5 protein-coding genes and 1 pseudogene are annotated in these 6,055 nt (G+C 66.8%); 1 reads left to right on the forward strand and 5 read right to left on the reverse strand.

Features of this window, described 5'->3' with window-relative positions:
* Positions 1-898: 898 nt before the first annotated feature.
* The 5 genes from E1291_RS45295 to E1291_RS38105 are packed head-to-tail and all read right to left on the reverse strand — an operon-like array spanning position 899 to position 5,381.
* Positions 899-1,288, reverse strand: coding sequence for a superinfection immunity protein (locus E1291_RS45295; RefSeq protein WP_131742902.1), 390 nt, complete (start codon positions 1,286-1,288; stop codon positions 899-901).
* Positions 1,221-2,099 carry a hypothetical protein gene (locus tag E1291_RS38090; RefSeq protein WP_131742903.1) on the reverse strand — a complete coding sequence of 293 codons (879 nt, stop codon included), beginning with the start codon at positions 2,097-2,099 and terminating at the stop codon, positions 1,221-1,223. The genes E1291_RS45295 and E1291_RS38090 overlap by 68 nt, the downstream gene beginning before the upstream one ends.
* Positions 2,096-4,138 carry a toprim domain-containing protein gene (locus E1291_RS38095; protein ID WP_131742904.1) on the reverse strand — a complete coding sequence of 681 codons (2,043 nt, stop codon included), beginning with the start codon at positions 4,136-4,138 and terminating at the stop codon, positions 2,096-2,098. The genes E1291_RS38090 and E1291_RS38095 overlap by 4 nt, the downstream gene beginning before the upstream one ends.
* On the reverse strand, positions 4,135-5,091 hold the full coding sequence (locus E1291_RS38100; RefSeq protein WP_131742905.1) for a DUF2637 domain-containing protein: 957 nt from the start codon (positions 5,089-5,091) through the stop codon (positions 4,135-4,137). Before E1291_RS38100 ends, E1291_RS38095 begins: the two co-directional genes overlap by 4 nt.
* Entirely contained in the window at positions 5,088-5,381 is a 294-nt protein-coding gene (locus E1291_RS38105; protein WP_131742906.1) for a hypothetical protein, read from the reverse strand. The genes E1291_RS38100 and E1291_RS38105 overlap by 4 nt, the downstream gene beginning before the upstream one ends.
* A 545-nt stretch (positions 5,382-5,926) precedes the next feature.
* Between E1291_RS38105 and E1291_RS38110 the strand changes: the two are divergent.
* Positions 5,927-6,055: pseudogene (locus tag E1291_RS38110) on the forward strand (IS5/IS1182 family transposase); the annotation flags it as partial.

The raw sequence follows: 6,055 nt of genomic DNA on the forward strand, positions 1-6,055 counted from the left end.
CACCAATGATACCGAAGTGACAATTAACGCGATCGCTGCTTAACTAGCACAACGGATCACGGGGTGGCCTTTTCTTACACCACTCCCATGGACGCGGCCTCCCGCGGTGAAGGGGTTCAGTGGCAGCCGATCTTGCCGCTCGCCCCCCAACGGAATCAGTTGGGGTGATTGCGGCGCCGTGACAGGCTCACTGGGTCCCGGTCTTGGAATCGAGCATTCTCCGTGCCGTGTCAGAGCTCTGACCAGGCGGAATCTCGCGGCCAGGAGCACGCCAGAGATGAGGACGAGGGCCAAGGCGGCAAGGCTCCGCCCGTTCAAGGGGCCGCTGTCATCATGTGTTGCGGTGCTCGGCGTGGGTGGCGTCTTCATTCCGAATGGGGAAGCAGGCGGTACCCTCGGAGGCGCCGGTTGATGCGTTGTCGCCTGGGCGTTCGGGCTTGGAGGATGTGGTGAAGGGGCAGGCTGTGGCGTCGCTTTCCTCAACCAGTCCCGGTCGTAGGAGCGGGCGACATCTCGAGTGCGCGACTGAGTCCCTTCCGGCCTGGGGTGCCGGCCGGGCGGCCTCGGTATGGAGTCGCGGATTACGTCTTCCCAGTCTGGGTCCTTGCCCTTCTTGAGGCTGTGCAGAACTTCACGTCGGATTCGGCTACAGAGCTTGCGCTCATCGATGTGTGCCTTGGCCATCGGTGCGAAGTAGCCGCAGGTCCATGAGCTTCGCGGGGCGTTCGCGTCCGCCTGGTCGGGTGCGGCGGCTCCTGTGAGCATGACGATGCCGAGCAGGAGCAGCGGAACACTAGACGCCCGAAGCCGCCGTCCGAGCGACCAGCGTGAGCCGCCCCTGGCCTGGGTCGTAACCGTGAGCTCTGATGGCCCCTCGATGTGGCCGGCATTGTGTGTTTCAGGCATTGGGGGGCCGCCTGTGTGCCCGGTGACGAGAGTGTGTGGAGCGTGGCGGCGAAAGCCACTGGGCATCGGCCCGTCTGCGCTGCGGGCGGCGGCGCGGAGGCCATCGGAGTGCGGTGATCAGGGCAACGGGCCATCCGAGGACCGTGGCGCAGCACAGCACGTTGAGCACCACGATGAACCCGAGGTCGTCTACGTCCCTGGCAATCGCGATGAGCGTCGGAAGGACGGCGAGCAGGACCAGCACAGCGATGAGCGCCAGCCACAAGACCGAGCCAGGCGGGAGATGAGTGTTCATTGCATGTCCCTTCAGCCGCTCAGAGATTGCGTCGGCGGTTGCGATCGGGCGTTTGGGTGTCGGCTCGCCGGGGCGGCGATGCCGCATAGGGCTGCTTCGAAGTCATCTCGAGCGCCTCGTCGACCGGGAGCGGGAAGTCCTCGGCGGCCGGGCCTCGGTCACCGTCGCTCTGCGGGGCGCGGTCAGGAATGGCTCTCATGATGATGTGCTCGGGGAGGTTGGTGGTGATCTCCAGGACCGTTCGCAGGTCCCGAGGGCGGGGTTCGCGGCCTTGGCTGCGTAGCGCAGTGCTGAGTCGCTCGGCGATCTGACGAGCGCGCTGTTCCAGCTGGACCTCCTCCCATTCGCCGCGATCGGGGCCATGTTCGGTCGCCGCCCAAGCGGCTCCCGTGCCTTCCCTCAGCTCACCGCGTGGTGTCGCCGGGTCTCCGGTGCGGACGTTCGGAGCACGGGTGAAGAAGGGGGCGGCCTGCTTCATCGCGTCGAGTGCTTCCATGCCCTTCTCGCGGAACCGGTCGTAGTGGCTCATCGCGTGGGGGTGCAGGTCGCGTAGGCGTTCTTCGCATTTGCGTACCGCGGTGGCGGCCGAAGCGTTATCGGACGCGTAGGGCACCGCCGCTCCCCATGCCTCGGCCACGTTGAGGAGAGGAGCCTGGCGAAGCCATTTCCGGTCGTGGGCCCGAGCCCAGTGGGAAGCGGCCTCGGCCAGCGCCGCTCGCCGTGCTTTCGCCTCTGCGCTCTGGGTTGCTAGGTCGCGGGCCTGCTCGGCGGCGCGTAACCGTTCCGTGCGCCGGGCGAGTGCCTGCTGCGCGCCCACGGCGACAGTGACGATCTGGACGAGCCGCTGGCCACCGTGCAGGAAACCCTCGGTGATCGGGTCGGGATGCTGTTGGCTCATGTCGTCCTCCGGGGAAGGGAGTTGTCGGAACGGGCCCGGCACGCGGGCGGTCCTGGTCGAGACACCACCGGATCGTCTGGACGACCGGAGTTGGGAAGCGGCGGCGACGGGAAGTCCGCGACCACCGTCGGTGGGGTTGGCCGCGGCTCGGGGCTGATGGCACCGGCAACGGCGGCCGTGACTTCTGACGGATCCATGCGTGTGCGCTCTGCAACGCGTAGCACCTGGCGGGCGGCCTGGGCTGGGGGCAATTGAGCGATCGCGCGGGCGGCGACCCGTGCGGCGGCCAAGCGTGTCTCGGCGAAGTCGAGGTTCTTACCGAAACGGTCGATGCTCTCGTCGATTATTAGGTCTGCCAGAGGGACCGGAGAGAGCAGCGACTCCCCGACCGGAGCTCGTGTTTCGGGAGCCAGGAGATCTGCCGGGTCTCTGCTCGGTGGGAGGAGTGCTACCTCCACCGGGCCGGAAATGCGGCTGAGGACACGCGAGGCTCGTACCGCGCCGGCTCGTCCTGCCGGATCACCGTCGAGCGCGAGGACCAGCCCGGAACTGTCGAGGTTCGCGGCGTCTGCAAGCGCATCCAGCTGGGCAGAGGTGATGGCCGTTCCGCAAGGAGCGAGGGCGACATAGGTCTCCGGAAGGACGGTATTGACCGCGATCGCATCGAGTGGCCCCTCGACGATTAGGGGGCGCACGGTAGGGGCAAGGCGGTTTCGGCCTTCGTGAAGCCCGAACAGGGTCTCGCCCTTGCGGAACAGGACCGTCTCAGGTGTGTTGAGGTACTTGGGTCCGTCGGCGTCATCCCGGCGGCGCCCGATGAAGCCGACGACGGCACCCTCCTGGTTGCGGAGGGGGAACAGGACGCGATCACGGAAGACGTCGAAGGGATCCGCTTGGTCTCTGCGCCGCACCAGGCCGGCCTCGACGAGGATCTGGTCGGCATGTCCCAGCCTTCTCAAGTGGTCGAGTAGAGTGCGGCGCCCCTGGCGAGCGTGGCCGACTTCCCACCGCTCTTGTACTTCCGGCTCGACCCCACGGCCAGCTAGATAGTCGGTGCTCCAACTGCCCGCGAGGCCATCCCGGTAGAAGTGGTGAGCATCAGCCAGAGCCGCTAGAAGTCGTTCTCTCGTCGCCTCGGACGGGGCGGCTGCATCTGTTTCCCCAGGCGTCGCCCGTCCAGGCGCTTTGGTAGCACCCTCGGGCGCCGTGGCGCTTGTCCTCCGGACGCGCTCAGGGCTTGGCCGCTTTGCGGCCAACCGACGTCGGAGCTTGGTGCCGGTGCGGATGATCTCTCGGCCCACGGCGCGGATCGTGGCGGCTGGGTTGGCGCGTGCGTCCGTCCCAGCCCACAGAGCTGGTGACGGGAAGTTCAGGTGCGCGACCGGAAGGCCGAGCTCGGCGAGCACGAGGTAGGCCACCGAATCGGCGTACGCCCGTCGCGCGCCATGGCACGCGGACGAGTCTGGGCCTGGTGCGTCGGCTCGACCACCGGGCCTGAGCACGTGCGCGAGCTGGTGAACAAGGAACGTGACCGCAGGGGCTTCGTCGAGATTGGAGTCGACGGTGATTCTTCGCTCAGGCCGTCCGAGGTAGGCCCATCCCGGGATTCGGTCAGCGTAAAAGCCGAGGCCGGCGGCAAGGCGGGCTGCTTGTTCCCAGCTCTTGGCAACATCAGTTGCACGCTCATCGCGGGGCTCGCCGTCGGTCTGCGTGATGTCGAAGACGGTTCGTGCTCTGCCCTTCTGGGAGATGATGCGGATTCCGGTTTCGCCGCGACGGACCTGTCGTTGCTGCTTCTGCCAATCGCCGTAGGAGCGGACGTCCGTGGCCGAGGACATTTGTGCTGGGATCAGCAACGTGTTGGTGAACCCGTGGCGTCCGTGTCGGCTCGCCTGTTCTAGCCAGTCCTTCCATGCGAGGTCTCCTCTGACGAGGCGGGTCTCAGCATGGGCAGCGATCCCCTTGAGGATCTCGAGCTGGCGGCGGGGCCCGTCTTCCTGGCCGCCTTGATCAGTGAGGTCCGGTGAAGGCACCGTCATGACGAGACCCGCCTAGGCTCGTCGCGGACGGCGGCGACCATCTCTGCCAGGCGTTCATTGGCGATGGTGAATCCCAGCTCACGCAGACGCCGTCCGAGCCGGTCGCGGGTGAGTCGAACACCCTCCCGGCCGGCTTCTCGCTGAAGTTGCCGGGCGACGGCGAGCAGCTCGTCCTCGCCGGCTGCGTCGACCTCCGCGTCGTGCGGACGTATCTCCCCGTCGCTCCTTTCGACGGCGGCCTCCGCAGGCAGCCAACGAAGCGCGAGGCGTGCCTCCAGGGGTGCCTGCCATCGCCACGACCACCGGCCGTACTTCTCCTGCAGTTCTGAGACGGCCAGAAGGTGGCGGTACTCCAGGTGCAACCCGTGACGGTAGCTGGTGATGTGCCAGAGGACCATGCGCCGCCAAAGGAACAAGCTCGACACCGGTGCGAGCATCCAGCGGGCCGACGGCACTCGCTCCATCCGGTCGGAGGATGCGAGCCCTACCCACTGCCGCACCAGATGGCGGACCCCCTCCACCACCGTGATGAACAGGACCGGCATGGCCGCGTTCATGACGCTGCCGGCGAGGTCTCCGTGCGCCGCACTGACGTTCACCATGACGGTGCCGGTGATGTAGACCCAGGCGACCCATCGCAGCACCGGCCAGGGCAGGTCGAGGTACTCCATGAGCAGATCCCAGGCCAGAAGGATCAAGATTCCGACGTCCATGCCGATCGGCACGATCCACGCCAGCCCTCCGAAGTGCGGCTCGGCCATCTGGCGGACGGTAGTGAACGATCCCATCGCTCCCAGTACCGCCAGGGCCACGATCAGGGGGACGATCGTGGCCGCAGCGCCCTTGACCACGGCGGTCTGTGATGCCGTCTGGAACCGTTCGTTCTGGACGGGCCGCGAGCCCGCACATTCGGGAGCCGCGGCCAGCGTCCCGGGCCGCTGGATCGACTTCACCGCTGTCGCCTCTCAAGCATCCAGGCCAGCAGCCGCGCCACGTACCGGGCCTCATCGGCTGAGCCGAGCAGGCGGCCATGGGCGGTCACGTAGGCGTAGGCCCCATCGGCGCCCGCGCACAGGACGGTCTCTGACCAGCTCTTGTTGCGGACCTTCAGCTTCCAGCGGCCGTTGCGCGGCTTGCGGGCCCTCACGTTGACGCCGATGCGCTTCAGCTCGTAGTGCAGTCGCAGCAGGCGCGCCCGCCGTTCTGCCAGCTCTGACTGCGTGATCGTGACCAGCCTCTTCATCGCTCCCCCAGTGACGTCGGCTGATGGACTCCCTCATCAACTAAAGTCCTCCAGGAAACGATGCATCACACATTGACTGTCGTCAACCAAAGTAATTCAGTCGGCGTGTTGACACTCCAAAGTTGTCATCTTTGGAGGATTCATCGTGGAATGCCCAGAGGTGTCTGATTGTGGCCGCGAGAAATAGGAACGTATGTTCATCGGTTCGCGCGACGCGAGCAGGCTCGCCGCGGTGGGGATGTCGATGAGTTCAGGGAACGGTGCCGGGCACTGCGCTCGCGCTCCCGCCACAGCCAACGGCAGGGGCTGGCGCGTCTCTGCGGTCGCTGACGCAGTGGTCCGGACGGCCAAGTGCTCCCAGCGGCCCCGAGATTCTTGCGCACACAGGCGGGGCAGCCGGGGGCCACCGGCCTACCCGTCGACGGTGGAGGCGGGGCCTCCTGGCAGCGGTCCGCAGCAGGAGGCCCGCGGGAGGATCGAACCGGATTTTGGCGACGCCTCCACTTAGAAGTTGTTTCGTTTGGTGTGGTCGATAGTGTTTCGGCGTGACGATGGTGGAGCGTCTGGTTCCGGACGAGCTGTGGGAGTTGTTCCAGCGGGTGGTGCCACCTGCGCCGACGCGTCCGCAGGGTGGTGGGCGGCGTCGTGCCGGGGATCGCGAGGTGCTGGCGGCG

Source organism: Actinomadura roseirufa, from assembly GCF_900659635.1.
Taxonomy (GTDB): Bacteria; Actinomycetota; Actinomycetes; order Streptosporangiales; family Streptosporangiaceae; genus Spirillospora; species Spirillospora roseirufa.